Below are 25,783 nucleotides of genomic sequence, written 5' to 3'. Positions count from 1 at the left end.
GACGGTGCGGGCCGGGATACACCCGGCCCGGCCCGCACCGTCCGTCGTCAGCGCTGTTCGACGATACGGATCGTCCGGATCCCTGTGCCCCGGTACCGGGTGGGCGTCCTGGTCAGGACGGGACGTCCGCGAGGCCATTCGACGGTGGGCAGAGCGAGGTGCAGTACATGCGCGCCGCTCCAGTCCGGCTCGTCCTTGCCGCCCGGCTCTTCGTCCGCAGAGGCCGCTGTCCTGAGGCGCTTGCCCACAGCGGTGGCCGCCGCGAAGTCGAGCCCTTCGATGTTCACGGACGGCAGGGCGCCGACGTGCTCGGCGACCCCTGCCCGTTCACGCTCGGCGGCGGCCAGGCTGAGCGCCGGGATGTAGACCCGCAGGGCCGGGTCCTTCTCGGCCTCGACGACGAGCCGGGAGGCCATGCTGTTCCCCGCGCCCAGCGCGAGCGCGGCGGTGTCGTCGAAGATGACGGCACGCGGCAGCGGGTACCTGTCCTCGTCCCTCACTGGACCTCCCCGATGCGCCCCGCCTCGAGGTCGGCCCACAGCTTCTCGCCGGCTCTCTCGTCCTCTTCCGTGTAAGGCCTGCCGAGGAAGTGCTCCTCGACGTACGCCTTGGTCTCCTCGTACCGCTTGCGCAGCTCTTCCTTGGTGGGCGTGGCCCCGGCCAGCTCCGCGACAAGGTCCCTCATGCTGATCCCGCGCTCCCGGGCCAGCTCCTGAAGGCGGTCTCGCACGGTCGGGTCGACCTTGATCGTGGTATCAGCCATGAGAAAAGTATACTCGCGGTATACCACCTCTGGGCGTACGAGTGTGACGGTCATGGACACTCCGTTCTTCTTGGGGGACCCGGCCGCACGAACGCACGGCCAGGAGTCGTCGTGGCCCTACGCAGGCGCCGCCCGCCCGCTCAGCAGCGCACGGGCCAGCGCTCCACCCCGGCGCGCGGCGTCCCGGTAGCCGGGCGCACCGGGTTTGCGGATCTCGGCGGTGCTGCGAATCTCAACGGTCGTGACGGGACCTGCTGTTGGCGCCGCCGGACGCTTGCGGCGCAGCCGGTCCTCGACGAGGGCCCGAGGCGAGTACACCCGCGACGGAAGCCCCTGTGTCAGCGCGGCGCGCACCGCCGCGCTGCTCGCCCCCCGCTCCCACCACTCCTCCACCAGCGGCGCGAGCCGCAACGCCTCCGCCGCGCCGAGCGCGAGCCGGGGTTCCGCGCGGCCGAGCGAGCCGAGCAGCTTCGCGGCGAGCGCCGTGCGCTCGCTCTGCGGCACCGACACCGACCCCGGCTCCGCCGTCGGCGGGGAGGGAGGTTCTTGTTCCCTGGTCTTTTCTCCCGAAGGGGGCGGGCCCGAGGCGGCGGATTCCAACTCGCCGGAGGCCAGGTTCTGGATTTTTTCGGGTTCACCCGCCGGTGGCTCCTCGTCGTACGGGGTGTCGAAAACCTCGTACACAGTGAAGAGTTGACCGCTCTCCCGGTCCTTGCGGACGACCCGCCGCAGGTACCTGGATTCCTCCAGCTCACGCAGGGCGGCGGCGATCCGCGCCCGCCCTTCCTTGCGCTGCTCGGCGAGCGTGCGGATGGTGGCGCGGGCGCCGTTCGGGAGGCTCAGGAGGTACGTCAGTACGCCGACCGCGCACCAGGAGATGCTCCGGTCACGGAGAAGGGCGTTGGCGAAGACTGAAAAGGCGCGCGTGGGCGTCGTACGATGAATACGCATCGGGAGGTCTTGCTCCTGGTGTCGAGCCCCCGGGTGTTGGCGCACCGCGGGGGCGTTTCCGTTGGCGTGACTCTATGGGCACGCACAGCGACAGAAGCAAGCCACAACTACCCTTTCCCAGGTGGAAGTTCGCATTCTTCATCCCTGGGAGTGAATCGGACGCCCCCGCCGTCAGCGCAGCTGGGACAGGCCCTTCTGGAGGTCCTCGGCGTTCATGATCGGGCATACCTCGACCTCGGCGTTGAACTGGGTGAGGAACGGCTCACCGACGGGAGGCAGCTCGGAGCTGTCCTTCATGTCGAAGAACAGCAGGCAGGTTCGGCGGCCGTCCAAGGGCGCGAAGTACGCCGCCTCCGGCTTGAGGTGGTCCAAGATCTCTTTGATCAGCTCCGGCATCTTGCCGCTGCGGATCGCTTCGTTCGACTTCTCCGTGTCCAGTGTCGCCCTGAGCATGACGCGCATCGCACTCACCTTCTTCTGGTAGACGCACGTGCGCTTGCGCTCGCGGTTACGCTCGCGATTGCAATTTCAGCGTATGCCCGTTATGCGAGGTACGCCCACTTCGGCGGCTGGGGCGGGGGGCGCGACAGCAGGGCCCGTACGAGGCGGCCGCCGGGCAGCGGCGGGCGAGGCCGGCCGGGATCACCGGGGGCCAGGGGCCCTGCGGCCCCGGCCCTCGACAACTGATGTCATTCGCGGCGGCGTTCACAGTATGCTCACAGCCACCCGGTCCGATCATCAGCACGGCGAGTTCCTGACCGGCGAGCCGCTGTCAGGAGCATGCCATCACGACGTCCAAGCCACCACTCCCAAGACCCGCCAGCGAGGCCGGCGCCGAGCGGACAGCGCGCGCCCGGGATCCGTGGTGGGACAACGCCCGGTTCACCTCCGCCGCGCTGATCGTGATCCTGCACTCCGTGGGCAGCATCATGAGCCGGGTGGAGGTGCTGCACGCCTTCAACATCGCCAGTTGGGCCTTCCGGGTGCCGGCCTTCGTCATGCTGGCCGGCGTGTTCAGCAGCGCGGGTCCGCTCGGATCCCGCACCCTGCGCTCCCTGTTGCAGAGCATCGTGGTGCCCGCGATGGTGTGCAGCCTGCTGTTCTCGCTGGAGAACTACTGGCTGGGCTCCAAGTTCGTCCTGCATGTCGCCCAACTGCCGTGGACCCTCTGGTTCCTGATGTCCCTCTTCTGCTGGCGGCTGCTGCTGCCGCTGGTGGTGCAGCTGCGTCACCCGCTGCTCATCACCACGGGAATCGCCCTGGCCGTGGGCTACATCGACGAGTTCGGGCTGCCCTTCTCCGCGAGCCGGACCCTCGTCTACATGCCGCTGTTCTACCTCGGCTGGCGAATCGGCCAGGGCCATCTGAACGCCTGGTTCGACAGCCGCTTGAGCCTGCCCGTGGCGGTCGCCGGAATCCTCGCCTCCTTCGTCGTGGCGTGGAGGTGGCACGGGGACATCAAGGGCAACTGGCTGTCGATGCGCCACCATTACACCGCCGCCGATCCGATGAGCCTGGAATGGGCGTGGGTCATCCGGCTGGTGGTGCTGGCCACGGCCGCGGCCCTTGTCCTCTGCCTGCTGCGGCTGATGCCCCGGCGGCGGCTGCCGCTGATATCAACGCTGGGCGCAGGCGGCTTCACCATCTATCTGCTGCATCCGCTGATCATTCTGCCGGTCCGGGAGCAGGACTGGATCTCCCGGGTGAACACCCGGGTCGAGATCGTCGGCCTGGTGCTGTGCGCGATCCTGCTGGCGATGGTGCTCGGCTCTCCGCCGGTCCGCCGACTGGTCCAGCCACTGACCCGGCCGCCCATCGGCTGGCTGTTCGCCCCCGACCCGCCACGCCAGCAGCCGACGCGCTCGGCGACGTCCGCGACCCCGGACACCACGACGGCGCTGGTCGCGGTTCCGGCTCCACGCGGCGCCGCCGAGCAGCAGGTCACGAGGACATAGGGGTTAGAAGACCGCCGTCCCGTCCTGCGTCAGCTTCCAGTTCGTGGCCGCGAAGTCGGCCGGGTCAAGCGAGCCCTTCGCCGTCACGTAGTCGATCATCAGCTGGCGGATCTCGTTGGTGGAGCTGTACGCGATGTCGGCGGCGGCGATGTGCGGGTAGCCGCTGCCGCCGTTGGCCCGGTAGTTGTTGACGGCGACGACGAAGACCTGGTCGTCGGTGACCGAAGTGCCCTTGTAGGCAAGGTTCTTGATACGGGAGCCCTCGGCCTGGGCGATGTCGATGTCGTACGAGACGCCCGCCGCCGTGTCGTACATGTAGTCCCAGAAGCTGTTGGCGTTGGTGAGGGTGGAGGTGTCCACCGTCGTGCCGGACGGCACCTTGGCGTAGTACTTCGCCGCGTACTCCAGGTAGTCCTTGAGCTGGGCGCCGGTGAGCTTTTTGCCGTAGAGGGTGTTGTCGTAGATGTAGAGCCCGGCGACGTCGCGGATGGTGACGTCGCCCTTGGGGATGTCGGCGGTGCGGCTGAAGGGGGCGGCGACGGAGATGAGCGGGAGGGCCGCGTCGGCGGTGGAGAGGCCGGTCGCGACGGCCGCCATCTGGACCTCGTGGATGAAGTCCATGACGGGGACGTCCTTCCAGCAGGCCTCGGCGGCGGAGAGGTCCTCCGTACACGTGCCCACCGGGGTGTTGACGTACTTCACGACCAAGTCGTGGTCAGCCTTGAGGAGTTCGGTGATCTCCTCGTCCTCCTCGACCGTGTTGCTGTTGAGCGTCTGCGCCTTGGTGCCGGTGACCTTCCACTGGCCGTGGGCGAGTTCGAGCTCGAAGTCGAAGACGGTCAGACGCATGCCGTAGCAGTACGGCTCGGAGAGGATCACGTCCTTGCCGGTCTCCGTGTTGGTGACCGTGTAGGACGAGACCTCGGTGTGGGTGTGGCCGACGAGGATCGCGTCGATGCCGGGGACCTGCTCGGCGACGAGGTTCGACGCGTTCTCGACGTACGGGAGTTCGCTGCCGTACGACGAACTGCCGTCCAGGCCCGAGTGGTCGGTGAGGAAGACGACGTCGCAGCCGAGGGCGCGGAGCCGGGGCACGTACTTCTTCGCCTGCTCGACCAGGCCCGTGAACTCCATCTTCCCGGAGACGTTGTCCTTGTCCCACAGGGCGATGCCGGGGTTGGTGAGGCCGAGGATGCCCACCTTGATGTCGGGGGCGCCCGGCACCCGGATGCGCTTCACCGTGTACGGGGCGAAGGCCGGCCGGAGTGTCTTCGCGTCCAGCGCGTTGGCGCCGAGCAGCGGGAAACGGCACTGCTTCTCGAACCTGCGCAGGACGTCGATGCCGTAGTTGAACTCGTGGTTGCCGAGGGCGGCGGCGTCGTAGCGCATGGCGTTCATGGCGATCGCCATCGGGTGCTTCGGGGCGTCCGGACCCGTGATGGGGTCCACGCGTGCGTAGTAGTACGCCAGCGAGGTGCCCTGGATGATGTCGCCCGCGTCGACGAGCAGCACATGGTCCTCGCCCTTCGCGGCGCGCTGCTGCTTGACGAGCGTGGCCACGCGGGCGACGCCCACGGAGTTGCCCTTGCTGTCCGTGTACGCCGCGTCCGTGTAGTAGTCCCAGTCGAAGACGTGGCTGTGCAGGTCGGTGGTGCCGAGGATGGAAAACGACCAGGTGCGCGGCTTCTTCCCGGGGTGCCGGTCCGCGGCCTGCGCGGGGGGCGCGGCGACCGTCCCCGCGACGGCCACGGCCGCTCCGGTGACGGCCGACTTCTGCATGAACTCCCGGCGGTTCAGGGGGTTGACGGGCATTCGGAGCTCCAGGGGGAGAATAGGGGAGAGGCACTACCCGCGTAGATAGTTGCCTCACCCCACTTCCCACCGGAACCAGGAACTGGCCATGAGCGGGTCAAGGATGGGCATGACACGGAGGGGCGCCCGACGGACGGACGCCCCTCACAGGTCAGAACTTGCCCGCGTTGAGGGCCAGTTGGAGATGGCGGGTGGTGTCGGAGCCCCACTTGCCGTCGACGCCCGAGCCCACCTTCTTCTGCAGGGCCTTGACCGTGTTCGGGCCGATCACGCCGTCCGCGGTCACCTTCAGATAGCTCTGCAGGGCCTTCTTGGTCAGCGTCCCGAAGGAGCCGTCGACGGACAGCTTCGCGCCGTGCTTGTTGAGCGAGCGCTGGAGCGCGGCGCAGGTCGCGGGGCCGAACTGGCCGTCGACCGTGAGCTTTCCGGCGGCGGGCGGCCGCGGGGTGGGCTTCTGCGGCTTGGTGCCGCCCTTGAGCGCGGACTTCATCATGGCCGCCGAGGCCGGCCCGTACACACCGTCGGGCGAGAGGCCGTACTTCTTCTGGAACGACTTCACCGCCGACTCGGTGGCGGCGCCGAAGTCCCCGTCGACCACCAGCTTCGACGCCATGACCGTGTTGAGGTTCTGCTGGAGGGTCTTGACGGCGGCGCCCTTCGAGCCGCGGCGCAGCATTCCGTCGGTGGAGGGCAGCGGCTGGGCGTTGCCGTAGGAGGGGCGGCCGTAGCCCACGATCTCGGAGGCGTAGCGGTCCCGGCGCATGCACTTGTCGCTGGTGTTGCCCTCGATGGTGGTGATCTTGCCGTTGGAGTGCACGGCCTCGACCACGCCGACGTGGTCGATGTTGTTGATGGACCGGGTGCCGCTCCAGTCGAAGAATATGATGTCGCCCGCGCGGATGCCGCCGACCCCGTAGTGCCAGCGGCCCTTGGACTGGAAGGCCTTCGCGTGCGCGACCGTCCACGCGAACTTGCCCATGACCGCGCTCAGGTTGTCCGAGTGCGCGGCGGCGTAGCTGACGGTCATGTCGCACCACGCGTCGTTGAAGCCGTACCACTTGGTGATGAGGTTGGTGTTCGAGCCGGGCGGGTTCTCACCGGTGCCGATCAGCTTGCGCATCTGCGCGAGCATGCCTTCGACGGATCCCATGTCACAGTCCCCCGTTCTCGGGGAAGACGGCGATGTCGCCCTTGACGACGACCTTCGGGTCCTGGCTCACCCCGGTCTGGTCGGGGTCGACGTCGAACAGTCCGGCGCCGCCGCGCGGCTCCACCGGCTTCTGCTCGCTCACCGCCACCGCCGTTGCCTTCGCTTCGCTCTCGGCCATGCTGTCCCCCATGTCTGGTGAAGGCGGCGACTTCCGCGCCTCCTCTTACCGGTGAGTCTGCTGAGGCGTCGCATGTCTGTCGTTGGCGCTGCGCGCACTGTTCCTTGGCAGTGAGCGCACCCGCACGGCGGGCACGCCCCGGCCCTCGCCCCCGCCCCCGCCCTCGCCTTCGCGGAAGCACGTGGGCGTGATGCCGTACGCGGTGCGGAACGCCCGGCTGAAGTCGGCCGCGTTGGCGAAGCCCCAGCGCGCTCCGATGGCGTAGACGGGCAGCCGGCGCAGGTGCGGGTCGGCCAGGTCGCGTCGGCACCGCTCCAGCCGCTGTGCCTTGATCCAGGCGGCGACCGTGAGCCCCTGCCGCTGGAAGAGGCGGTGCAGATAGCGGGTGGAGATGTGGTGCGCGGCGGCGACCCGGTCCGGCGTCAGCCCGCCGTCCCCGAGATGGCGCAGGACGTACGCCTGGATGCGCGGCAGCAGCACCGGCGGTTCCGGGTCCTCCTCGCCGAGCCATTGGTCGCGCAGGGCTCCGACCAGGTCGGTCACCACCGTGCCCAGCCGCAGTTCCTCGCACGGCCGGTACGGGGTCGCATCACGCGCCAGACCCGCCAGGAACCCGGCGACCAGCGCGGCCAGTCCTTCGCGGCCCGGTAACTCCCGCGCCGTCAGCCGCCCCGGGCCACCCGGCGACTGGGGCGGTAATGACAACGGGGCCGATGGGGTCGGCGGGGTCGGTGCCAGATGCGCGGTGACCACCGCGTTCCACGGCGCCGTCGGCCGCAGCCGGAACGGGCAGCCGGTGTCGAACAGCACCAGGTCACCCCGCCCGACCCTGGTCGTACGCCCCGCTTGGTCGAGTACGAGCTCACCGTCCAGCACCAGTGCGAGGTGGTGGCGGGCGCCACGTTCGTCGCACGGCACGGCGTCCGCCACCACCTCCACGGGCGGGCAGCGCACCGCGGACACCCGCACGGCACCCAGCTCCCTCACCCGCACTGCAGCGCGGAACCCCTCCCCCGGGTCGACGCGGGTGCTGACCGGTCCGTACAACCCGGTCAGCACCCGCGCCCACGCTTCCACGTCCAGAACCAGCCCGTCTGCGCCCACTGATCTCCCCCTGGATGAATGAGTACGCGTGGGGTCAGGGATAACAAGCGCGCATAAACGTCCGATGGACGTGGGGCCCCCGTGAACGCAGAGGTCCCGGTGGCCGGAAGGCCACCGGGACACTCATCGACGCACTGCACCAACACTGTCCGGGCTGACGGACTGCCGGACTGCCGGACTAGATGAACGAGTTGATCTCGATCGTCTCGTCGCGGCCCGGGCCGACGCCGATCGCGGAGATCGGGGCGCCGGACATGTCCTCGAGCGCCTTGACGTACGCCTGGGCGTTCTTGGGGAGGTCGGAGAAGGACTTCGCCTTGGTGATGTCCTCTGACCAGCCCGGGAGGGTCTCGTAGACCGGCTTCGCGTGGTGGAAGTCGGTCTGGGAGTACGGGAGTTCCTCGACGCGCTTGCCGTCGATCTCGTACGCCACGCAGACCGGGATCTCCTCCCAGCCGGTCAGCACGTCCAGCTTGGTGAGGAAGAAGTCGGTCAGGCCGTTGACGCGCGTCGCGTAGCGGGCGATGACGGCGTCGAACCAGCCGCAGCGGCGGTCGCGGCCCGTCGTGACGCCCCGCTCCCCGCCGATGCGGCGCAGCGCGTCGCCGTCCGCGTCGAAGAGCTCGGTCGGGAACGGGCCCGCGCCGACTCGGGTCGTGTACGCCTTGAGGATGCCGATGACCCGGCTGATCTTCGTCGGGCCGACGCCCGAGCCCGTGCACGCCCCGCCCGCGGTGGGGTTCGAGGACGTGACGAAGGGATACGTTCCGTGGTCGATGTCCAGGAGCGTGCCCTGACCGCCCTCGAAGAGCACGACCTTGTTGTCGTCGAGCGCCTTGTTGAGGAGCAGCACGGTATCCGCGACGTACGGCTTGAGCCGGTCCGCGTAGGTCAGCAGTTCCTCGACGACCTGCTCCGCCTCGATGGCGCGGCGGTTGAAGACCTTGGTGAGGAGCTGGTTCTTGCCGTCGAGGGCCGCTTCGACCTTCTGCGTCAGGATCGACTCGTCGTACAGGTCCTGGACGCGGATGCCCACGCGGTTGATCTTGTCCGCGTACGTCGGGCCGATACCGCGCCCGGTGGTGCCGATCTTCCGCTTCCCGAGGAAGCGTTCCGTCACCTTGTCCACCGTCACGTTGTAAGGCGTGATGATGTGCGCGTTTCCGCTGATGAGGAGCTTGGACGTGTCGACGCCTCGCTCGTTCAGTCCGTTCAGCTCGGAGAACAGGACCGACGGGTCGATGACGACTCCGTTTCCGATGACCGGAGTGCACTCCGGTGTGAGGATCCCGGAAGGGAGCAGGTGGAGGGCGTACTTCTGATCGCCCACGACTACCGTGTGGCCGGCGTTGTTGCCGCCCTGGTAGCGCACCACATAATCCACAGAACCGCCGAGCAGGTCCGTGGCCTTTCCCTTGCCTTCGTCACCCCACTGAGCACCGAGCAGCACAAGTGCGGGCACGCGCGTACACCCCTTCCGGGCGGGGCATGTCCAAGGTCGGGGACGTACGCGGCTGATTTGTGCACGGCTGCGTACGCCGGCGACCACCTTTGGCCGCGACCGTCGGACCGGATGCCCCGGAATAGACGAAGCCCCTGGCGCAATAGCGCAAGGGGCTCTTGCACAAAGATGCTACCCGAGGAAGCGAGGCATGACCGAGGTGGCGCCTTCCGACCAGCTCCTGGTGGTCATCGACCCGGTCGCCCGTCACAGTGACGGTGAGTCGGTACGGATCGCAAAAGACGTGCTCAGCGCGGGTGCGGCCACGAAAGTGTGCCTCCCCGACGGGCCTGAGGAATTTGCTCGCGCACTTGCCCGACGGGGGTCCCGGCGACCCGTTGTCGTCGGGGACGACCGGGCGCTGCTGCGCGCTGTGTCCCTTTTGCACCGGCAGCGGGCGCTGGGGGCGTGTGCGGTGTCCCTCGTGCCGGTGGGGGGTGTGCTGTCGCTCGCCCGGTCGCTCGGGGTGCCCATGGGGGCGGTGGCGGCGGCGCGGGCCGTCCTCGACGGGGTGGAGCGGCGGATGGATCTCCTGGTGGACGACAGTGACGGGGTGGTGGTGGGGGCGCTGCGGATTCCGTCCCTGCCGTCGCCCTCTCCGGCGCCGGTCCCGTTCTCCGGGGAGGGGTCCGACGGTCGGCTGCCGTGGCTGCGGACCTGCCAGTCGCTGGTCCGCACGCTGGCCTCGCGGCCGGGGCGTGTCGGGGCCTCCGTGGCCGCGCCCGGGCCGTTCCGGCTTCGGGTCGAGGTGGACGGGGTGCTCCTCGTCGACCTTGATCAGCCCGTGGAGGCGGTTTCCGTGACGCCGGGGGTGCTCGGGGGTGCGGAGGTGGAGGTGCGGCCGGTTTCCGTGGGGGCTGCGGTTGCTCCGCTGCGGGTTGTGGGGCGGCGGGTGACCGTGTCCGGGGCGGATTTCCGGTATCGGGCGGATGCGGTGGTCGGGGGGCCCGTGCGGACTCGGACGTGGGTGGTTCGGGAGGGGGCTTGGGGGCTTACGTTGCCGGTGGGGTGACGGGGGGGTTGGGGGTGGTTTTTTCGCCCCCTCCGCCCCTACCCGTCCCGCACTTCCGGGCTACGCCCGGTTTCAGCCCGTCCGGCGTTTGAGGACGAGGCCGTTCAGGCCGAACGGGGGTCTGGGGGCGGAGCCCCCAGGGACGGGACGGGAAGGGGCGGAGGGGGCGAAAACTCGTCCTTCAGCGCCACCCCCGTACCCCCCAGCTCCCGCGCCCTCCCCATCAACGCCGCCAGCTTGGCCGCAGCCGCCCCGTGGGACAGCCCCAGCGGCGGCCGGATGTTGGAGAGACAGTTGCGGTCGGCGTCCGTCGTGGTGCCCGGGACGGGCGCGTACGTCAGGTACGCGCCCAGGGAGTCCGCCGCGGACATGCCGGGGCGTTCGCCGATGAGGACGACGACCATCGTGGCGCCGAGCGCGTGGGCGATGTCGTCACCGAGGGCCACCCGCGCCTGCTCGGCGAGGACGACCGGAGCGACGCGCAAGTCACCCGGCAGCAGCGAGGTCGTCGCACGGATCACCGCCGCCGCATGCTCGTGCACGGCCCGGCTCGACAACCCGTCGGCGACGACGAACACCACGTCCCAGTCGCCGCGGGGCAGGTGCGCCCGGTCGAGGTCGTCGAGCCGACGCCCCAGATCCGGTCGCTGGAGATACGTGAGCCGGTCGGGCGCGGCACTCCGGACCCGTACCGTCGGAACTCCCGTCAGCGCGGCCGCCACCCGCTCCGGTTCGAACGGCGAGTGCACCGCGTCCCGCGCGGCGGCATGCGCGGCCTGGAGCTCAAGCCGGTGCCGCGTCGGCAGGGCCGAGCCCGCCCGCCCGAGCCCGATACGGGCCTGGGTGTGCGTGCGCAGGCTCGCCCACATCGCGGCATCCGACTCGGGCACCACCAAGGCCCGTACCAGGTCGGCCAATTGACGATCCGTCATGCGGCCAGCTCCTTGCCGATCGTCATCAGGGGATGCGCCGTACCGGCGACATCCCGTATCCCGCCCCCGTCGTCAAGGAGCCCGATCCGCTCAAGCCATGCCTCGAACTCCGGTGCCGGGCGCAGCCCGAGCACCTCGCGCAGGTACAACGCGTCGTGGTACGAGGCGGATTGGTAGTTGAGCATGATGTCGTCGCCGCCCGGGGTGCAGATCACGAAGGAGGCGCCCGCGACACCGAGCATGGTCAGCATCGTGGCGATGTCGTCGTCATCGGCGTCGGCGTGGTTCGTGTAGCAGATGTCCAGGCCCATGGGCAGGCCGAGGAGCTTGCCGCAGAAGTGGTCCTCCAGAGCCGCCCGCAGGATCTGGCGGCCGTCGTACAGGTACTCCGGGCCGATGAAGCCGACGACGGTGTTCACGAGGAGCGGGTCGTAGCGGCGGGCCACGGCGTAGGCGCGGGCCTCCACCGTCTGCTGGTCCACGCCGTGGTGCGCGTCGGCGGACAGCGCGCTGCCCTGGCCGGTCTCGAAGTAGAGGGCGTTGTGCCCGACGGTGCCGCGGCCCAGCGCCTTCGCCCCCTCGTGTGCCTCGTCGAGCAGGCCGAGGGTGACGCCGAAGGAGGCGTTCGCGGCCTGCGTACCGGCGATGGACTGGAAGACGAGGTCGACGGGGGCGCCGCGTTCCATCAGGTCGATGCTGGTGGTGACGTGGCACAGGACGCAGGACTGGGTGGGGATGTCGTAGCGGGCGATCACGCCGTCCAGGAGTTCCAGGAGATCCCGTACGGCCTTGGGGCTGTCGGTCGCCGGGTTGATGCCGATGACGGCGTCGCCGGAGCCGAGGAGGAGTCCGTCGAGGAGGGCCGCGGCCACGCCCGCCGGGTCGTCCGTGGGGTGGTTGGGCTGCAGGCGGGTGGCCAGCCGGCCGGGCAGGCCGATGGTGGAGCGGAAGGCGGTGACCACGCGCACCTTGCGGGCGACGGCGACCAGGTCCGCGTTGCCCATGAGTTTGGAGACGGCGGCGACCATTTCCGGTGTCAGACCGGGGGCCAGGGCGGCGAGGGCCTCCGCGTCCGCCGTCGGGGACAGCAGCCACTCCCGGAACTCGCCGACCGTGAGCCCGGCCACCGGCGCGAACGCCGCCGCGTCGTGCGTGTCCACGATCAGCCGGGTCACGTCGTCGTCCTCGTACGGGATCACCGGCTCGGCGAGAAACCGTGCGAGCGGCACCTCCGCCAGCGCCCACCGCGCCGCGACCCGCGCCTGCGCGGACTCGGCGGCGAGCCCGGCGAGACGGTCGCCGGACCGCTCGGGGCTCGCGGCGGCGAGCAGCGGGGCCAGTCCGTCGAACCGGTAGCTCCGGCCGCCGAGGGTCGCGGTGTAGGTGGTCATGTCGGCGACCGTACGAAGGGCCGGGACCCGGGGTCCATGGCCGGACGGAGAGTTAACGCAGACGTTCGATCCCCAGGCCTTCCAAAGGTCTAGTTGACACACATTTAACGCCCCGACCTGCGGGGCGAATTATTCGGCCAGCAGGATTCCGGCCCATCGAGCACAGACAGTGATCAACAGATGTGACTGAGGAGAGGGGCCACCCGATGGCGGTTCAAGAGGGCGTAGCCCCTGCTGAAGGGGCTGACACGGGGGCGGGCGAGGGCACCGTCCACCGGCTGAAGCCGAACGCGATCGGTCTGCTCGGCGTGGTCTTCATGGCCGTCGCCACGGCGGCCCCGATCACCGCGATGACGGGCAACGTCCCCTTCATGGTGTCGGCGGGCAACGGCATCGGAGCGCCGGCGAGCTACCTCGTCGCAATGGTCGTCCTGGCGATCTTTTCAGTCGGCTTCACCTCGATGGCCAAGCACATCACCTCCACGGGCGCCTTCTACGGCTTCATCTCCTACGGCCTCGGCCGCACCGTCGGCCTCGCCTCGGGACTCCTTGCGACCTTCGCGTACGCCGTCTTCGAGCCCGCGCTCATCGGCATCTTCTCGGTCTTCGCGACGACAACCCTTGAGGACCAGACGGGACTTGCCGTCCCGTGGTGGGCGTTCGCGATGCTGATGCTCGCCATCAACGCGACCGGCACCTGGTTCGGCGTCAGCGTCGCCGAGAAGCTGCTCATCGTGCTCCTGGCGACCGAGGTGACGATCCTCGCTGCGATGGCGATCTCGGTCGCTCTGCACGGTGGCGGCCCGGAGGGCTTCAGCCTCGACCCGGTCAACCCGGTCAACGCGTTCTCGGGGACCAGCGCCGGCCTCGGGCTGTTCTTCGCCTTCTGGTCGTGGGTCGGCTTCGAGTCGACGGCGATGTACGGCGAGGAGTCCCGCAACCCGAAGAAGATCATCCCCAAGGCGACGATGATCTCGGTACTGGGCGTCGGTATCTTCTACGTCTTCGTCTCCTGGATGGCCATCTCGGGCACGGGCACGTCGAAGGCCGTGGAGGTCGCCACCGCCAACCCGCTCGCCCTCTTCTTCACCCCCACCGAGCAGTACGTGGGCGCCTGGGCCGTCGACGTCATGCAGTGGCTGATGATCACCGGCTCGCTCGCCTGCGGCATGGCCTTCCACAACTGCGCCGCCCGCTACATGTACGCCCTGGGCCGCGAAGGCGCCATCCCCGGACTGAAGAACACCGTCGGCCGCACCCACGCCAAGCACGGCTCCCCGCACATCGCGGGCCTGGTGCAGACGATCGTGAGCGCCGTACTGATCGCCGCGTTCTGGATCGCGGGCAAGGACCCGTACAACGCCCTCTACGTCCTGCTGGCCATCCTCGGCACCATGGCGATCCTCGTCGTCCAGGCCGTGTGCTCCTTCGCGGTCCTCGCCTACTTCCGCAAGAACCACCCCGAGAGCCGCCACTGGTTCAAGACCTTCACCGCCCCGCTCGTCGGCGGCGTCGCGATGCTCGCGGTGGTCGTGCTCCTGGTGTCCAACATGGGCGTGGCGGCGGGTGCGGAGTCCGGTTCGCTGCTGCTGAAGGCGACGCCGTGGATCGTCACCCTGATCGCACTGGGCGGCGTCGGGTACGCGCAGTACCTCAAGCGCCGGTCGCCGGAACGGTACGCGCTGCTGGGCCGGACGGTCCTGGAGGAGACGAAGGAACGGTGACGAGCTGTCACCGGTGACGGGAGCGCCCCTTCAGGGGCGCGGGGAACTGCGCGACCAGCCACGGCCGGCCCGCAGTTCCCCACCCGCGATCAGCCCCCTGAACCGCGCCCCTCACCGAAAACCTGGTCCCGATGGGCGCGCCAACGCCCCATCATCAGGGCGATCTCCCCGTCGAAGAACTCGAAGAAGGCCTGAGTCTCAGCAAGCCGCCGCCCAGCAGGGGTATCGGCGCCGAGACTCTCGACGCCTTCACGCAGCGCGTACGCCCACCGCTTGAGAATCGCCTCGCGATTGGTCAGCGCCTCGTACCACTGGTCGCTGTGCACCCGGTACCGCTCGCGCCGCGAGCCGGGTTCACGCTCGCGCGAGACCATGTGCACCTGCGCGAGGTACCGCACCGCGCCGGAGACCGCGGCCGGGCTGATCTGCAGATTCTCGCCGAGTTCGGCGGAGGTCATGGTGCCGGTGTCGGAGGCGAGCAGGGCCGCGAAGACCCGGGCCGGCATACGCGTCATCCCGGCCTCGACGAGCTGCGCCGCGAAGCCCTCGACGAACTTCGAGACCGCTTCCGGGTCGCGTCCGGCTCCGTTCGGGACCGGCTCCGGTTCGCGTCCGGCCTCGCTGGATCTGGTCATCCGTGGATCATCTCCCCTGCTCACGCACCGCCACTAAGTGTATCCGTCGTTCATATGCTTCCTTAACTTCACAAATTTCTGAAAGAAGCGTACGTTCGGAAGCATGACGAAGGCAATCACCGTCTCCGGACTGCACAAGTCGTTCGGCAAGACGCACGCCCTTGACGGCCTCGACCTGGACGTCGAGACCGGTGAAGTGCACGGCTTCCTCGGCCCGAACGGCGCCGGGAAGTCCACCACCATCCGGGTCCTCCTCGGCCTGCTGCGCGCCGACTCGGGTGCGGCACAGCTCCTCGGCCGGGACCCCTGGGCGGACGCGGTCGAACTGCACCGGCGGATCGCGTACGTCCCCGGTGACGTGACCCTGTGGCGCAACCTCTCCGGCGGCGAGGTCATCGACCTGTACGGACGGCTGCGGGGAGGGCTCGACAAGACGCGACGGGCCGATCTCGTCGAGCGGTTCGAGCTCGACCCGACCAAGAAGGGCCGCACCTACTCCAAGGGCAACCGGCAGAAGGTGGCCCTCGTCGCCGCCTTCGCCTCGGACGTCGACCTGCTGATCCTCGACGAGCCGACCTCCGGCCTCGACCCGCTGATGGAGGAGGTCTTCCAGGGGTGCGTCGAGGAGGAGCGCGACCGCGGCCGGACGATCCTCCTCTCCTCGCACATCCTCAGCGAGGTCGAGGAACTCTGCGACCGGGTCAGCATCATCCGCAAGGGCCAGACCGTCGAGACCGGATCGCTCGCCGACCTGCGCCACCTCACCCGTACGAGCGTCACCGCCGAACTCGCGGGCCCGCCCAACGGGTTGGCGGCCCTGCCCGGCGTCCACGACCTGGACGTGGCGGGCAAGCGGGTCAAGCTCCAGGTCGACACCGACAAGCTGGACGCCGTACTGCGCTCCCTCACCGACTCGGGCGTGCGGTCGCTGACCTCGACCCCGCCGACCCTGGAGGAGCTGTTCCTGCGGCACTACCAGGAGGACGTGCGCGCTTCGGAAGGGGCGATGGCACGATGACCGCCACCACGACCGCCCCGGCCTTCGCGGTACGGGCCGGAGGCACCCGCCAACTGGCGGGCACAGGAACCCTGTTGAGGTTCGCACTGCGCCGCGACCGGGTGATGATCCCGCTCTGGGCCGGCGTGATCGGCCTGCTGGTGCTCTCCATGCCGAACTCGCTGGAGACCGTCTACAGCACCCCGGCCGAACGCGCCGACCTGGCACGGCAGATGCTCACCAACAGCTCCCTGCGCGCCATGTACGGACCGGTGTTCAGCGACTCGCTCGGCGGGCTCACCGCCTGGCGCATCGGCGGCTTCGCCGGGGTGTTCGCCGCGATCATGAGCCTGCTCATCGTCGTACGGCACACCCGCGACGAGGAGGAGAGCGGGCGGCAGGAGATGCTCTCGGCGGGAATGGTGGGGCGGCGTGCCCCGCTGACCGCGGCGCTCCTTGCGGCGTTCGTCGCCAACGGGGCGCTCGCGCTGCTCATCGCGGGCGGGCTGGCGGGCCAAGGCGGCGCCGGGGCACTGGCGTTGGGACTCGCGGTCGCGGGTGTCGGCATGGTCTTCGCGACCATGGCGGCGATCGTCGCGCAGTTCACCGAGAGCGCGCGGCTCGCCAAGGGACTGACGGGCGGGCTGCTCGGCGCGGCCTTCGTCCTCAAGGCCGCGGGTGACTCGGCCACGACCGACGGCTCCTCCGCCCTGACCTGGATCTCGCCGGTGGGGTGGCTGGAGGAGATCCGGGCCTTCGCGGACGAACGCTGGTGGGTGCTGCTCCTGTTCGTCGCGGCATGCGCCGTGCAGGGCGCGGTCGCCTACCAACTCGCCGGGCGGCGCGATGTCGGCATGAGCTTCCTGCCCACCCGGCCCGGACCCGCGTCGGGGCGCCTCCGTACGGCCGGGTCCCTTGCCTGGCGGCTCCAGCGGGGCGGTGTGCTGGGCTGGAGCCTCGGGTTCCTCGCGGCCGGGGCTGCCTTCGGCGGGATGACGAAGGGGGCGGCGGATCTGGTCGGGGACAACGACAAGACCCGCGAGATCATCGAGCGGATGGGCGGGCAGTCCGGGATCACGGACGCGTTCCTGGCGGCGATGGTGGGGCTGCTCGGTATGGTCGCCGCGCTGTACATCGTCTCCTCCGTGCTGCGGCTGCACGGCGAGGAGACCTCTCAGCGGGCGGAGCCCGTGCTCGCCGGGGCGGTCGGCCGACTGCGCTGGGCCTGTGGCCACTTGGCCATCGCGTTCGGCGGCACGGTCCTGATCATGCTCCTCGGCGGGCTGGGCCTCGGCCTCGGCTACGGCGCCGATCTCGGCCCCGTCCTCGGCGCCTGCCTCGTCCAGGTCCCGGCCATCTGGACCCTGGGCGGCCTCGCGGTCCTCCTCCACGGCCTCTCACCCCAACTGGCCCCCGGCGCCTGGGGCGCGGCCGGCCTCGCCCTCCTCCTCGGCTGGATCGGGCCCGCACTGAACGTGCCGCAGGCGGTCATGAACTTCTCGCCCTTCGGGCATCTTCCGAAGCTGCCGGGGGGCGAGATGGCGTGGACGCCGGTGGTTGTTCTGACGGGGGTCGCGGTGGGGTTGGTGGGAGTGGGGTTGGGGGCGTTGCGGCGGCGGGACTTGGCATCATGAAGGCGTGATCACCATTCATCTGAAGTACGAGGTCGACGCCGACAAGCTCGAGGATTTCGAGGAGTACGGTCGCCGCTGGGTCCGGCTCGTCAACCGTTTCGGCGGGACGCACCACGGCTACTTCCTGCCGAGCGAGGGCGACAGCGACATCGCCTACGCCCTCTTCTCCTTTCCCAGCCTGGCCGCGTACGAGCAGTACCGCACGGACAGCATGTCCGACGCGGAGTGCCAGGAGGCGATGGCACTGGCTCGTGACACCCGCTGCATCAAGCGGTACGAACGCCGCTTCCTGCGGCCGCTCGACGCCCTGTCCTAGACCGCCGCCGTCCTAGACCGCCGGGAGGCGCGTGGTGCGACCATTGCGCGCGTCGGCGCCGCAGGGTGCGGCATGATCGCGGCCATGCTGATCGCTCATGAGGGCTGTTCGCCGACGGTCCACCCCACGGCCTATGTCGCTCCGACCGCCACGCTGTGCGGGGACGTGCGAGTGGGGGCCGGGTGCCGGGTGCTGTTCGGTGCGGTGCTCACCGCCGAGGGCGGGCCGGTAGAGCTGGGCGAGGGCGGCATCGTGATGGAGAACGCGGTCCTGCGTGGCACCCGACGGGATCCGCTGGTCCTGGGACGGCAGGTCCTGGTGGGCCCCACCTCCTACCTGGCCGGCTGCCGGGTCGAGGACGAGGTCTTCCTGGCCACCGGCAGCCGCGTCTTCAACGGAGCACGGATCGGGACCCGCTCCGAGGTGCGGATCAACGGCATCGTGCATCTGCGCACCGTGCTGCCCGCCGACTCGGTGGTGCCGATCGGCTGGGTAGCCGTCGGCGACCCGGTGCGCATCCTTCCGCCGGAGGACCACGACGGGATCTGGGCGGTGCAGAAGAATCTGGACTTCCCCGGCTACGTCTTCGGCCTGGACCGCCCGGCCGACGGCGAGAGCCTGATGCCGGCCATCTCCGAACGCTTCGGCCGCAGCCTCGGCCGCCACAGCGACGACCGACAGATCTGAGAGCCCCACCGCAGGAGCGAACAAGGCCGGCAGGGTCCTCGGCGGGCTGATCAGAGCTCGACGCGCAGCCCCTCCAGCCCCCGGATCACAAAGGCCGGCTTGCGTACCGGCTCGGCGGCGAGGGTGAGTGTCGGCGCCTGGGAGAGCAACGCACGCAGGGACGCGGTGAGTTCGAGGCGGGCGAGTGGCGCGCCGATGCAGTAGTGGATGCCCGCGCTGAAGGAGATGTGCGGGTTGTCCGGGCGGGAGAGGTCCAGCTCCTCGGGGGCGGTGAAGACGGCCGGGTCATGGTTCGCGGAGCCGAAAAGCATGGCGATCTCGGAGCCGCGGGGGATGGTCGTACCGTCGATCTCGATGTCATCGAGTACCCAGCGCTCGAACAGCTGCAGCGGGGTGTCGTACCGCATCAGCTCCTCCACGGCGGTGGGCACCAGCGAGTGGTCGGCGCGGAGGGCGGCCAGCTGACCGGGGTTTCGGAAGAGCGCCCACCAGCCGTTCACCGTCGCGTTGACGGTCGCCTCGTGCCCGGCGTTGAGGAGCAGCACACAGGTCGAGATCATCTCCTGTTCCGTGAGCCGCTCCCCGTCGTCGTACGCGGCGATGAGGCCGGAGATCAGATCCTCGCCCGGCTCCTTGCGACGGGCCTCGATCAGCCCCAGCAGATAGGCGGTGAACTCCTCCGACGCCCGGACCGCCTTCGCCGCCGTCTCCTGGGACGGATTCATCTCGTACATCCCGCAGATGTCCGCGGACCACGGTCGCAGCGGCGCCCGGTCGGACTCCGGGATCCCCAGCATCTCGGCGATCACCGAGACCGGCAGCGGCTCGGCGACATCGGTGAGCAGATCACCGCCGCCCGCCGCGACAAGCCGGCCCACCAACTCACCGGCCAACTGGTCCACGTACGGCTTGAGCTGCTCCACCGTGCGCGGTGTGAACGCCTTCGACACCAGCCGCCGGATCCGCGTGTGGTCCGGCGGCTCCAGGTCGAGCATCCCGTGGTCGTTGAGGACGTGGAACGGCTCGTGCTCGGGCGAGGGCGCCGTACGTCCGAAGTCCTCGTGCGTGAACCTGTGCTGGTACGTCCGGCCGAGGCGGCGGTCCCGCAGCAGCGCCGACACGTCCGCGTGATGCGGGACCAGCCACTGCTTGGTGGGCTCGAAGTAGTGCACCCGGCCCCGGGCACGCAGCTCCTCGTACGCCGGGTAGGGGTCCGCCAAGAACGCCGGGTCCCACGGGTCGAAGGCCTGCGGAGTCTCCAAAGCTGCCATGGACGGACGCTAGCCCGACCCACCCCCCGCTGACCAGGGGCGTCTCGACGGACGGCCCCTATCGGACCACCGCGCCCATCCCTTGATCACCTGGGCGTGACCAACCGTGCCTCGTACGCGAACACCGCCGCCTGCGTACGGTCCCGCAGGCCCAGCTTCACCAGGATCCGGCTCACATGGGTCTTGATCGTCGACTCGGCGACGAACAGCCGGGTCGCGATCTCCGCGTTCGACAGGCCCTGCGCGATGAGGACCAGCACCTCCGTCTCCCGGTCGGTGAGGTCGCCGTACGCCGCCTGTGCCGTGGCCGAGAGCCGGGGCTCGTCCGCGAGCTTGGAGAACTCGGTGATCAACCGCCTGGTGACTGAGGGGGCGAGCAGCGCCTCCCCGGCCGCCACAATCCTCACCCCGTCGGCGAGCTGGCGCGCCGAGGCGTCCTTGAGGAGGAAGCCGGAGGCTCCCGCCCGCAGCGCCTGGTACACGTACTCGTCGAGGTCGAACGTCGTCAGGACCAGCACCTTCGCGGCGCCGTCCGCGGCGACGATCTCCCGGGTCGCCTCGATCCCGTTCATCTCCGGCATCCGGATGTCCATCAGTACGACGTCCGGGGCCAGCTCACGGACCCGCTCGACCGCCTCCCGGCCGTTGACCGCCTCCCCGACCACCTCGATGTCCGGCATCGCGCCGAGCAGCACGGAGAAGCCCTCGCGGACCATCACCTGGTCATCGGCTATCAGCACCCGGATGGTGTTGCTGCTGCCACCAGTACCGCTGGTGCCGCCCGTCATCCCGTCTCCTCCGCCGCCGCGGGCACCGGCAGGAACACCGCCACCTCGTATCCCCCGTCGTCCGTCCCGCCCGCCGTCATCTCGCCGTCCAGCATCGTGACGCGCTCGCGCATGCCGGTGATGCCGTGCCCCGCGCCGTGCGTGGACTTCGTCATGCTCGTCGTCGGCGCGGGGCCGTTGACTATGCGCAGGCCGAGCCCGCCGAGGACGTAGCCGATCTCGACGCGGGCCGACGCACCGGGCGCGTGCCGCAGAGCGTTGCTGAGTGCCTCCTGGACTATGCGGTACGCCGACAGTTCGACGCCCTGCGGGAGCTCGCGCACCGCGCCGGTGACCGCCTTGTCGACGGTCAGGCCCGCGTCGCGCACATTGGCGAGGAGCCCGTCGAGGTCGGCGAGGGTGGGCTGCGGGGCGTCCGGCGCCTCGTAGTCCTCCGCCCGTACGACGCCGAGCACGCGGCGCAGCTCGGTCAGGGCCGCCACCGCGTTCTCCCGGATCGTGATGAAGGCCTGCTCCAGCTCCGGCGGCGGGTTCTCCACCCGGTACGGGGCGGCCTCGGCCTGGATGGCGACCACCGACATGTGGTGGGCGACCACGTCGTGCAGCTCGCGGGCGATCGTGGTCCGTTCTTCGAGAAGGGTGCGCCTGGAACGCTCGTGCGCGGTCTCCGACTGGTGGGCGGTGACCTCCTGCTCCGCCTCGCGGCGCACCTGGAGGACGGTGACGACCAGGAGAGCCACGGCGGAGACGAAGAGCAGCGGCACGGTGTTGCTGCTGTAGTACCCCCCGTGGAAGAAGGTCTCGGCGCCGATCCCGTACACCGCGGTCAGCACCCACATCCAGGCGGCGGTGCGCGGCCTCGTCCGGAGCGCCACGACCGTCAGCACCACCAGGTGGGTGGCGAAGGCGCCCGGCGCCCACGGCCAGTCGGTCCAGCTGTCGCCGACGATGCCGACCACCGGAGTCGCCATGAAGGAGAACCAGAAGGCACCGACCGGCCGGACGAGCGTCAGCAGGACCGGGAGCAGGGCGAGGAGGGCGAACACCAGCGTGCTGACGCTGTTGGTGCCGCTGCTGTCCGCGTTCGCGATGGCCATCGCGAAGAGTCCGGCCACCGTCACCACGGCGTGCGGTGTCCAGACCGCGTACTTCCGTATGCCCTCGGACAGCCGCCGCGTCAGTGGGCCGTCCACCCGCATCCGCGGCAGCGGACGGTAGGCGAAAGCGTCATGGAACAGGTCCTGCCGCAGCCCGCGCAGGGCGTCCGCGGCCAGCCGGAACTCCGGGCTGCGCGGCTTTGCCCCGCCCGGCGGCGTCATCTGCGTCTGGGTCGTCTCGGTCACACTCAAAAAGGTAGGCCGCCGCCGGGGTCGCCGTCGTCACCAGGGAGGAGGGTCCTCCGGGATCCATCTCAGGTACTACGGGTATCGCTGTGGTCCTCCGATGGAGGGGTGGAGGAGGGAGGGGGTGGAGGGCAGAGCGGGCCGGATCGTCACCGCTCAATAGCCGGACGGGCGGACCAGTCCTGACTCGTAGGCGAAGACTGCCGCCTGGGTGCGGTCGCGCAGGCCGAGTTTCACCAGGATGCGGCCCACGTGGGTCTTCACGGTCTGTTCGGCGACGACGAGGCGCTCGGCGATCTCCGAGTTCGACAGGCCCTGGGCGATGTGGGCGAGGACCTCCGTCTCGCGCTCGGTCAGCTCCCCCACCCGCTGTTTGAGGGGGGAGCGTGGTGTGGAGTCGAGCCGGGAGAACTCGGCGATGAGACGGCGCGTGATCCCGGGCGCGAGCAGGGCATCGCCCGCCGCGACCACCCGTACCGCCTCGGCGAGCTGGTCCGCGGACGCGTCCTTGAGCAGGAACCCGGAGGCGCCGGCGCGCAGGGCGTCGTACACGTACTCGTCGAGGTCGAAGGTGGTGAGCACCAGCACCTTGATCTCGGGGGTGGCCTCGGTGATGCGTCTGGTGGCCTCGATACCGCTGAGTTCGGGCATGCGGATGTCCATCAGGACGACGTCCGGGGCGAGTTCGGCGACCTGGACGATCGCGTCCATGCCGTCGACCGCCTGGCCGACCACCTCGATGTCGGGCTGGGTGTTGAGCAGCACGGTGAAGCCCTGCCGGACCATCTGCTGGTCGTCGGCGATCAGTACGCGGATGGTGCCGATGGTGCCGCTCGTCATGGGTTCTCTTCTCCTGCGAAGCCAGTGGAGCTTGTGGAGCCAGTGGAGTTTGTGGAGTTCGCGATGGCCTTGGTGCCCGCGGGCTTCTCGATGGCCGTGGCGCCTGTGGAGTTGTCATCCGTTGAGCCGTCAAGGTCCGAGCCGTCGGCGTCAGAGGCGTCACCGCGGGGCAGGAAGGCCGCCACCACGAAGCCGCCGTGCGAGGTCTCCGAGGTCACGAGGGTGCCGCCGAGCATCGCGGCGCGCTCCCGCATGCCGAGCAGGCCGTGGCCCGCGCCCGGTGACGGCGGGGCCGGGCGCTCGGGTCTGGAGTTGATGACCCGTATCTGGAGGCCACGGGGGAAGTGACAGAGCTCGACGCGGACGATCGAACCGGGCGCGTGTCGCAGGGCGTTGCTGAGTGCCTCCTGGATGATCCGGTACGCGGACAGCTCCACACCGGGCGAGAGAGGGAGCTGTTCGCCGGTGATCTCGGTGGTCACATCCAGTCCGGCGGTGCGGGTGTTCTCGACGAGGGCGTCGAGGCGGTCGAGCGTGGGCTGCGGGGAGTCGGGGGTGGCGCCGGTGCCGGCCCCGAGGCCGTACGGGTCCTCCGGGTTCTCCGAGCGCAGGACGCCAAGAACGCGGCGCAGCTCGGTCAGTGCCTCCAGGGCGTTCTGTCTGATGCCCTCCAGGTTCTCCCGCAGCTCCTTCGGCGGGTTCTCGACGAGGTGCGGCGCGACCTGGGCCTGGATGGAGATCACCGACATGTGGTGGGCGACCACGTCGTGCAGCTCGCGCGCGATACGGCTGCGCTCCTCCAACAGCGTGCGGCGGGCCCGCTCCTCCGCCGTCAGCGAAGCCTGCTCGACGAGCTGACTGCGGGCCTCGCGGCGGCCCCGCAGGGCGGTACCGAGGAGGACGACGGCGGCGAAGACGATGACCGCCACCACACCCGTCGAGGAGTACGACACGGCGCCGAGGAGCCCCTGGAAGACGTACGTCAGCAACGCGGTGAGGGCCAGTGCCTCTATGGCCACCCGGGTGGGGACCCGCAGAGCCAGCAGGAACAGCACGATCGCATGCGCGACGATGCCCGGCGCGCCCCACGGCCAGGAGATTGCGCCGTCGACACGGCCGATCGCTGAGTCCGAGGTCAGGCCGGGGCGTGCGGCCTCGGCGGCCACGAACGTGGCGACCAGCGAGAGCCACCAGGCCGGTACGGGCCGCCACAGCACGAGCACCACGCCGATGCCCTGGGCCAGCGCGGTCAGCAGACCCAACTCCGCGCTCACGCCGGAGACCATGGTCATCTGCTCCGTGTTGGCAAGCGTCGCGACGACCGCGATCACGATGACCACGACATGCGGGAACCTCCGCAGCCACCGGGGCCGCGACAACGGCGGCAACGGCATGCGGGTGAAGTTCGCCCCGTCCTCCCACAAGGTCCGCAGCACTCGGCGGAGTCCCTGCCCGGCCGACTGCGCGACCGAGGGAAGCGACGGTGTGGCGGAGGCATCGCCACGCGTGATGCCGTTGTTGCTCGGGCCGCTCACGGGGCCAACCCTAGGCACGGGGCGCCGCCTTCACTCCGGCGGGGTCAGGACGGCGGTGGACGCGGACGACTCGGGAGGGCCGGCCGGTGCGGCGGCGGGGGCTCTGTTCATGGGTGCGAAAGGCGGACCAGCAGACGGCGAGGGCGAGGGCGAAGACGGGCAGCCAGGCGAGCCGGGCCGCCACCCAGCCGAGGCCGTCGGGGACGGTGTGCAGGCCGGGGAGCCGGCCCGCCAGGAGGCCCAGGGCGGTGACCGCCATCAGGGACGTCTGGTGCCACAGGAATATCGTCATCGCGGAGAGATTGGCGAGTGCTACCGCCGCCCAGACCGCGGGGCGCCTCGTCCGGCGGCGGAGCGGCCCGCGCAGCAGCAGGGCGAGACCGCACTGGGCCAGCCCGAAGGTGACGACGGCCAGCGATGGCGGGTTCAGGTTGGAGACCGTCGCCCCCGGGACGCCGACCATCGACGCCGGATAGCCCGCCCACGCCACCAGCACCGCGGTAGCCGCCGCCCCGCAGCCGAACAGCACCCAGCCCGCGCGACGACTGTCCAGCTCACCGCGCGTCCAGGCCGCGCCCAGCGTGTATGGCACCAACCAGCCCGCCGCGACGTTCACCCAGCCGAGCCAGGCCGGGCCGCCGAATCCGAAGCGAATGAGATCCACATGGAGAACGACGGCCAGCGGCCACATCGGGTTCATCCGCGTCAACAGGGGTGTCGCCGCGGTCAGTCCCGCGAAGACCAGGAGAAACCAGAGCGGGGACAGCGCCAGCTTCACCAGCGCGTGGACCGTCTCGAAGCCCGTGCCCGACGCAAGGAGACAGGCCGCGGCCACCGTCCAGAGGGCCAGCACCGCCGCCACCGGTTTGAAGAGCCGGGCCAGGCGGGTGCGCAGCCACTGCCCGTACGTCGTGCCGCGTGCCCGCGCCGACGCGTAGCCCTTGGTGGCCACATGGCCGCCCACCAGGAAGAACACGGCGAGCGTCTGGAAGACCCAGGAGATGGGAGCCAGCCAGGGCAGATGCCCCAACGGGCTCGCCACGCGCAGCGCTCCACCGTCCGCGACCAGGGCCGTCACCAGCCAGTGGCCGAGTACGACACCGAGGATCGCGAGGGCGCGCAGGGCGTCGACGGCGCGGTCCCGCGCCGCGGGGGTCGCCTCGTCGATACGACGGACGCCGCCCCTTATGCCTTGTGCCGCCGCCCGTATGCCACTGCCGGGCTTGACTGTTCCGGGCTTGGCCGTTCGCACGAAGCACGAGTG

At 70.0% G+C, this 25,783-nt stretch carries 25 protein-coding genes; 7 read left to right on the top strand and 18 right to left on the bottom strand.

Features of this window, described 5'->3' with window-relative positions; all coding sequences use genetic code 11:
- Window positions 1-47 precede the first annotated feature (47 nt).
- From OG219_RS25730 to OG219_RS25715, 4 genes are all read right to left on the bottom strand, one after another.
- Entirely contained in the window at window positions 48-500 is a 453-nt protein-coding gene (locus OG219_RS25730) for a hypothetical protein (RefSeq protein ID WP_266830231.1), read from the bottom strand.
- Window positions 497-763, bottom strand: coding sequence for a hypothetical protein (locus OG219_RS25725; protein WP_266830230.1), 267 nt, complete (start codon window positions 761-763; stop codon window positions 497-499). The genes OG219_RS25730 and OG219_RS25725 overlap by 4 nt, the downstream gene beginning before the upstream one ends.
- Before the next feature lie 117 nt (window positions 764-880).
- Complete coding sequence (locus OG219_RS25720) at window positions 881-1,714, bottom strand: hypothetical protein (RefSeq protein WP_266830229.1); 834 nt, start codon at window positions 1,712-1,714, stop codon at window positions 881-883.
- 171 nt (window positions 1,715-1,885) lie between these two features.
- Entirely contained in the window at window positions 1,886-2,176 is a 291-nt protein-coding gene (locus tag OG219_RS25715; protein ID WP_266830228.1) for a hypothetical protein, read from the bottom strand.
- A gap of 323 nt (window positions 2,177-2,499) precedes the next feature.
- Here OG219_RS25715 and OG219_RS25710 point away from each other — a divergent pair, with 323 nt between their 5' ends.
- On the top strand, window positions 2,500-3,669 hold the full coding sequence (locus tag OG219_RS25710) for an acyltransferase family protein (protein ID WP_323183359.1): 1,170 nt from the start codon (window positions 2,500-2,502) through the stop codon (window positions 3,667-3,669).
- A gap of 3 nt (window positions 3,670-3,672) precedes the next feature.
- Here the strand turns inward: OG219_RS25710 and OG219_RS25705 are convergent, their stop codons facing one another.
- From OG219_RS25705 to OG219_RS25685, 5 genes are all read right to left on the bottom strand, one after another.
- Complete coding sequence (locus OG219_RS25705) at window positions 3,673-5,481, bottom strand: bifunctional UDP-sugar hydrolase/5'-nucleotidase (protein WP_266830226.1); 1,809 nt, start codon at window positions 5,479-5,481, stop codon at window positions 3,673-3,675.
- Window positions 5,482-5,632: 151 nt separating this feature from the next.
- Window positions 5,633-6,631: a peptidoglycan-binding protein gene (locus OG219_RS25700; protein ID WP_266830225.1), complete on the bottom strand. Its 999-nt coding sequence runs from the start codon at window positions 6,629-6,631 to the stop codon at window positions 5,633-5,635.
- Window position 6,632: 1 nt separating this feature from the next.
- Window positions 6,633-6,809: a hypothetical protein gene (locus OG219_RS25695; RefSeq protein ID WP_266830224.1), complete on the bottom strand. Its 177-nt coding sequence runs from the start codon at window positions 6,807-6,809 to the stop codon at window positions 6,633-6,635.
- Between the two features lie 45 nt (window positions 6,810-6,854).
- Entirely contained in the window at window positions 6,855-7,913 is a 1,059-nt protein-coding gene (locus OG219_RS25690; RefSeq protein WP_266830223.1) for a helix-turn-helix domain-containing protein, read from the bottom strand.
- Between the two features lie 178 nt (window positions 7,914-8,091).
- On the bottom strand, window positions 8,092-9,375 hold the full coding sequence (locus tag OG219_RS25685; RefSeq protein ID WP_266830222.1) for an adenylosuccinate synthase: 1,284 nt from the start codon (window positions 9,373-9,375) through the stop codon (window positions 8,092-8,094).
- Window positions 9,376-9,565: 190 nt separating this feature from the next.
- On the opposite strand from OG219_RS25685, the gene OG219_RS25680 reads away from it, so the two are divergent.
- Window positions 9,566-10,426 (top strand): diacylglycerol kinase, encoded by an 861-nt coding sequence (locus OG219_RS25680; RefSeq protein ID WP_266830221.1) that lies wholly within the window; start codon window positions 9,566-9,568, stop codon window positions 10,424-10,426.
- A gap of 104 nt (window positions 10,427-10,530) precedes the next feature.
- Here the strand turns inward: OG219_RS25680 and eutC are convergent, their stop codons facing one another.
- Both eutC and OG219_RS25670 read right to left on the bottom strand, forming a co-directional pair.
- Window positions 10,531-11,295 carry an ethanolamine ammonia-lyase subunit EutC gene (gene eutC / locus OG219_RS25675; protein ID WP_266836234.1) on the bottom strand — a complete coding sequence of 255 codons (765 nt, stop codon included), beginning with the start codon at window positions 11,293-11,295 and terminating at the stop codon, window positions 10,531-10,533.
- Between the two features lie 59 nt (window positions 11,296-11,354).
- On the bottom strand, window positions 11,355-12,749 hold the full coding sequence (locus tag OG219_RS25670; RefSeq protein WP_266830220.1) for an ethanolamine ammonia-lyase subunit EutB: 1,395 nt from the start codon (window positions 12,747-12,749) through the stop codon (window positions 11,355-11,357).
- A gap of 206 nt (window positions 12,750-12,955) precedes the next feature.
- On the opposite strand from OG219_RS25670, the gene OG219_RS25665 reads away from it, so the two are divergent.
- A complete protein-coding gene (locus OG219_RS25665; protein WP_266830219.1) occupies window positions 12,956-14,473 on the top strand; it encodes an APC family permease in 1,518 nt (505 codons plus the stop codon).
- An 89-nt stretch (window positions 14,474-14,562) separates the two neighbouring features.
- Here the strand turns inward: OG219_RS25665 and OG219_RS25660 are convergent, their stop codons facing one another.
- Window positions 14,563-15,108 carry a GbsR/MarR family transcriptional regulator gene (locus OG219_RS25660; protein WP_266830218.1) on the bottom strand — a complete coding sequence of 182 codons (546 nt, stop codon included), beginning with the start codon at window positions 15,106-15,108 and terminating at the stop codon, window positions 14,563-14,565.
- Between the two features lie 103 nt (window positions 15,109-15,211).
- Here OG219_RS25660 and OG219_RS25655 point away from each other — a divergent pair, with 103 nt between their 5' ends.
- The 4 genes from OG219_RS25655 to OG219_RS25640 all read left to right on the top strand — a co-directional run bounded on the left by OG219_RS25655 (window position 15,212) and on the right by OG219_RS25640 (window position 18,742).
- The gene (locus OG219_RS25655) at window positions 15,212-16,126 is read left to right on the top strand and encodes an ABC transporter ATP-binding protein (RefSeq protein WP_266830217.1); all 915 of its coding nucleotides are present in this window, start codon (window positions 15,212-15,214) and stop codon (window positions 16,124-16,126) included.
- Window positions 16,123-17,739, top strand: a complete 1,617-nt coding sequence (locus tag OG219_RS25650; RefSeq protein ID WP_266830216.1) for an ABC transporter permease — start codon at window positions 16,123-16,125, stop codon at window positions 17,737-17,739. The genes OG219_RS25655 and OG219_RS25650 overlap by 4 nt, the downstream gene beginning before the upstream one ends.
- A 4-nt stretch (window positions 17,740-17,743) precedes the next feature.
- The gene (locus OG219_RS25645; RefSeq protein ID WP_266830215.1) at window positions 17,744-18,055 is read left to right on the top strand and encodes an NIPSNAP family protein; all 312 of its coding nucleotides are present in this window, start codon (window positions 17,744-17,746) and stop codon (window positions 18,053-18,055) included.
- Window positions 18,056-18,139: 84 nt separating this feature from the next.
- Window positions 18,140-18,742 carry a gamma carbonic anhydrase family protein gene (locus OG219_RS25640; RefSeq protein WP_266830214.1) on the top strand — a complete coding sequence of 201 codons (603 nt, stop codon included), beginning with the start codon at window positions 18,140-18,142 and terminating at the stop codon, window positions 18,740-18,742.
- A 50-nt stretch (window positions 18,743-18,792) separates the two neighbouring features.
- Here OG219_RS25640 and OG219_RS25635 read toward each other — a convergent pair whose 3' ends face one another.
- The 6 genes from OG219_RS25635 to OG219_RS25610 form a co-directional block, all read right to left on the bottom strand.
- Window positions 18,793-20,013, bottom strand: a complete 1,221-nt coding sequence (locus tag OG219_RS25635; protein ID WP_266830213.1) for a cytochrome P450 — start codon at window positions 20,011-20,013, stop codon at window positions 18,793-18,795.
- A gap of 86 nt (window positions 20,014-20,099) precedes the next feature.
- Window positions 20,100-20,801: a response regulator transcription factor gene (locus OG219_RS25630; protein WP_266830212.1), complete on the bottom strand. Its 702-nt coding sequence runs from the start codon at window positions 20,799-20,801 to the stop codon at window positions 20,100-20,102.
- Window positions 20,798-22,144 carry a sensor histidine kinase gene (locus tag OG219_RS25625; protein WP_266830211.1) on the bottom strand — a complete coding sequence of 449 codons (1,347 nt, stop codon included), beginning with the start codon at window positions 22,142-22,144 and terminating at the stop codon, window positions 20,798-20,800. The genes OG219_RS25630 and OG219_RS25625 overlap by 4 nt, the downstream gene beginning before the upstream one ends.
- A gap of 156 nt (window positions 22,145-22,300) precedes the next feature.
- On the bottom strand, window positions 22,301-22,984 hold the full coding sequence (locus OG219_RS25620) for a response regulator transcription factor (RefSeq protein ID WP_266830210.1): 684 nt from the start codon (window positions 22,982-22,984) through the stop codon (window positions 22,301-22,303).
- Window positions 22,981-24,378 carry a sensor histidine kinase gene (locus OG219_RS25615; protein ID WP_266836233.1) on the bottom strand — a complete coding sequence of 466 codons (1,398 nt, stop codon included), beginning with the start codon at window positions 24,376-24,378 and terminating at the stop codon, window positions 22,981-22,983. The genes OG219_RS25620 and OG219_RS25615 overlap by 4 nt, the downstream gene beginning before the upstream one ends.
- Window positions 24,379-24,529: 151 nt before the next feature.
- Window positions 24,530-25,729: an acyltransferase gene (locus tag OG219_RS25610; RefSeq protein ID WP_266836232.1), complete on the bottom strand. Its 1,200-nt coding sequence runs from the start codon at window positions 25,727-25,729 to the stop codon at window positions 24,530-24,532.
- Between the last annotated feature and the right edge of the window lie 54 nt (window positions 25,730-25,783).

It is taken from the genome of Streptomyces sp. NBC_00038 (assembly GCF_026343635.1).
Taxonomy (GTDB): Bacteria; Actinomycetota; Actinomycetes; order Streptomycetales; family Streptomycetaceae; genus Streptomyces.
This window is presented reverse-complemented; position numbering and strand designations above follow the sequence as displayed.

Excerpts from the sequence above, each read along its gene's own strand:
- OG219_RS25640 (WP_266830214.1), top strand. The coding sequence starts at position 18,140 with ATGCTGATCGCTCATGAGGGCTGTTCGCCGACGGTCCACCCCACGGCC.
- OG219_RS25700 (WP_266830225.1), bottom strand. The coding sequence starts at position 6,631 with ATGGGATCCGTCGAAGGCATGCTCGCGCAGATGCGCAAGCTGATCGGC.
- OG219_RS25635 (WP_266830213.1), bottom strand. The coding sequence starts at position 20,013 with ATGGCAGCTTTGGAGACTCCGCAGGCCTTCGACCCGTGGGACCCGGCG.
- OG219_RS25620 (WP_266830210.1), bottom strand. The coding sequence starts at position 22,984 with ATGACGAGCGGCACCATCGGCACCATCCGCGTACTGATCGCCGACGAC.
- OG219_RS25670 (WP_266830220.1), bottom strand. The coding sequence starts at position 12,749 with ATGACCACCTACACCGCGACCCTCGGCGGCCGGAGCTACCGGTTCGAC.
- OG219_RS25665 (WP_266830219.1), top strand. The coding sequence starts at position 12,956 with ATGGCGGTTCAAGAGGGCGTAGCCCCTGCTGAAGGGGCTGACACGGGG.
- OG219_RS25715 (WP_266830228.1), bottom strand. The coding sequence starts at position 2,176 with ATGCGCGTCATGCTCAGGGCGACACTGGACACGGAGAAGTCGAACGAA.
- OG219_RS25630 (WP_266830212.1), bottom strand. The coding sequence starts at position 20,801 with ATGACGGGCGGCACCAGCGGTACTGGTGGCAGCAGCAACACCATCCGG.
- eutC (WP_266836234.1), bottom strand. The coding sequence starts at position 11,295 with ATGTGGGCGAGCCTGCGCACGCACACCCAGGCCCGTATCGGGCTCGGG.
- OG219_RS25705 (WP_266830226.1), bottom strand. The coding sequence starts at position 5,481 with ATGCCCGTCAACCCCCTGAACCGCCGGGAGTTCATGCAGAAGTCGGCC.
- OG219_RS25720 (WP_266830229.1), bottom strand. The coding sequence starts at position 1,714 with ATGCGTATTCATCGTACGACGCCCACGCGCGCCTTTTCAGTCTTCGCC.
- OG219_RS25695 (WP_266830224.1), bottom strand. The coding sequence starts at position 6,809 with ATGGCCGAGAGCGAAGCGAAGGCAACGGCGGTGGCGGTGAGCGAGCAG.
- OG219_RS25650 (WP_266830216.1), top strand. The coding sequence starts at position 16,123 with ATGACCGCCACCACGACCGCCCCGGCCTTCGCGGTACGGGCCGGAGGC.
- OG219_RS25725 (WP_266830230.1), bottom strand. The coding sequence starts at position 763 with ATGGCTGATACCACGATCAAGGTCGACCCGACCGTGCGAGACCGCCTT.
- OG219_RS25660 (WP_266830218.1), bottom strand. The coding sequence starts at position 15,108 with ATGACCAGATCCAGCGAGGCCGGACGCGAACCGGAGCCGGTCCCGAAC.
- OG219_RS25655 (WP_266830217.1), top strand. The coding sequence starts at position 15,212 with ATGACGAAGGCAATCACCGTCTCCGGACTGCACAAGTCGTTCGGCAAG.
- OG219_RS25680 (WP_266830221.1), top strand. The coding sequence starts at position 9,566 with ATGACCGAGGTGGCGCCTTCCGACCAGCTCCTGGTGGTCATCGACCCG.
- OG219_RS25615 (WP_266836233.1), bottom strand. The coding sequence starts at position 24,378 with ATGCCGTTGCCGCCGTTGTCGCGGCCCCGGTGGCTGCGGAGGTTCCCG.